3 protein-coding genes are annotated in these 1,858 nt (G+C 73.1%); all 3 read right to left on the bottom strand.

The annotated features are described in order from the left end of the window. Positions 1-247 (bottom strand): DeoR family transcriptional regulator (locus ROTAS13_RS23935; protein WP_171979228.1); only part of this gene is annotated, 247 nt, incomplete at its 3' end. Positions 248-393: 146 nt separating this feature from the next. Next, complete coding sequence (gene pdxA, locus ROTAS13_RS23940) at positions 394-1,434, bottom strand: 4-hydroxythreonine-4-phosphate dehydrogenase PdxA (protein WP_058390229.1); 1,041 nt, start codon at positions 1,432-1,434, stop codon at positions 394-396. Further along, positions 1,431-1,858: nucleotide-binding domain containing protein (locus ROTAS13_RS23945; protein ID WP_305793734.1), on the bottom strand; the 428-nt coding region annotated here is incomplete at its 5' end. The genes pdxA and ROTAS13_RS23945, both read right to left, overlap by 4 nt.

Raw genomic sequence — 1,858 nt, forward strand, 5'->3', positions numbered from 1 at the left:
CGGCGATGGCGGCCTTGGCGGCGCGGCTCTGCCCGGCGCGCGCCGAAAGGCTCTGCTCGATGCCGGGCCGCGCCAGCATCGCGCCGCCATAGGTGCGCGCGATGGCCCGGCGGGAGGAAAGGTCCTGCAGGTCGCGCCGCACCGTGGAGGCGGAGACGCCGAAGCGGGCGGCAAGCCCGTCCACATCCGTCTCGCCATCCTCGATGGCCTTCAGGATGGCGTCGAGTCGTTCCCGTCTGCGCTGCATGGCTTCAGGATAGAGCGGATTGCCGCGGGACGGCATCGTCCGGAAGCGTGAATCCGCTCTTCCGCCGAAAGGCCGATCCCGGTGCGAAACCGCGCCGGGCGGGACGTGCCCCCCGGCATGGGAGGCCCCCCGATGCTCCGGCACGATCAGGCGGCGGAGGCGGCGTGCTGCCGGCGCGGGGCGAGGTCGGCGGCCTGGCGGAGCGCCTCGACAAGGCTGCCATCGTCGGCGATGCCCTGGCCCGCGATGTCGAAGGCGGTGCCGTGGTCGACCGAGGTGCGGATCACCGGCAGGCCGATGGTGATGTTCACCCCGGCCTCCAGCCCCATCACCTTCACCGGGCCATGGCCCTGGTCGTGGTACATCGCCACGACGAGGTCGAAGTCGCCCCGCGCGGCGCGGAAGAACAGCGTGTCGGCGGGCAGCGGGCCCTCGACCTTCCAGCCCTTGGCGCGGCAGGCCTCCACGGCGGGGATGATCTTCTCCTCCTCCTCGCCCTGGCCGAAGAGCCCGTTCTCGCCGGCATGCGGGTTGATGCCGCAGACGCCGATGCGCGGCTCCGCGATGCCCGCCTTGACCAGCGTGGCGCGGCCGCGGGCGATGACGCGCCCGACCAGGCCCGGCTCGATCCGCCGGATCGCGTCCATCAGCCCGATATGCGTGGTGACGTGGATCACGCGCAGCTTCGGCGCCACCAGCATCATCGACACCTCCGGCGTGCCGGTCAGGTGCGCCAGCAGCTCGGTATGGCCCGGGTACTTGTGGCCGGCGGCGTGCAGCGCCTCCTTGCTCAGCGGCGCGGTGCAGATGGCATCCGCTTCGCCCGCCTCGACCAGGCGCGTGGCGCGCTCGATGTAGCGGTAGGCGCCCTCGCCCGAGAGCGGCAGGACCTTGCCGAAGGGATGGCCGGCCGGGATGATCCCGAGGTCGATCACATCCACCGTGCCGGGCTCGTAGCGCGCCCCGGAAGGCTCGCTCAGCGCCCGCACGGCGAGGCCGGACTTCGCGATGGCGCCGGCCTCGCGCAGCCGGGTCGCCTCCCCCACCACCAGCGGGCGGCACATCGCGTGCACCTCCGGCCGGGCCAGGGCCTTCATGATGATCTCCGGCCCGATGCCGGAGGCATCGCCCATGGTGATGGCGACGATCGGGCGCTCCTGGATGGAGCTGTCCTGGTTCTGGGTCATGTCCGTTTTCCGAGAAGGTCGTGCAGGCGGGCGAGGCTGTTCAGCAGGCTGCGTTCATGGCCGAAGGCGCCGGCCTTGGTCATCACCGGGACGCGCAGCGCCCCCCGGGTGATGCCGAGCGGCACGCCGGGCTCCACCTCCTCCAGCAGGCGGATGCCATGCACGCCGAGGCCGGTGAGCAGGGCGCAGGCGGTCTCGCCGCCGGTGGCAAAGAGGCCGGCCATGCACGCTCCGGCCGGGGCCAGGAGCAGGGCCAGGGCCTCGGCCAGGGCCGCGCCCTGGCGCAGGTCGGCGGCGGGATCGGAGGCGATCTGCACCAGCGTGTCGCGCCCCTGGGACAGGGAGCCGGCGATCTCCGCGGCCAGTGGTGCCCAGCCCGGATCGGCGGGACCGGCACGCAGCAGGGCGGGGGCGACGGTGAAGG

The organism is Roseomonas sp. TAS13, from assembly GCF_001950415.1.
Taxonomy (GTDB): domain Bacteria; phylum Pseudomonadota; class Alphaproteobacteria; order Acetobacterales; family Acetobacteraceae; genus Roseomonas; species Roseomonas mucosa.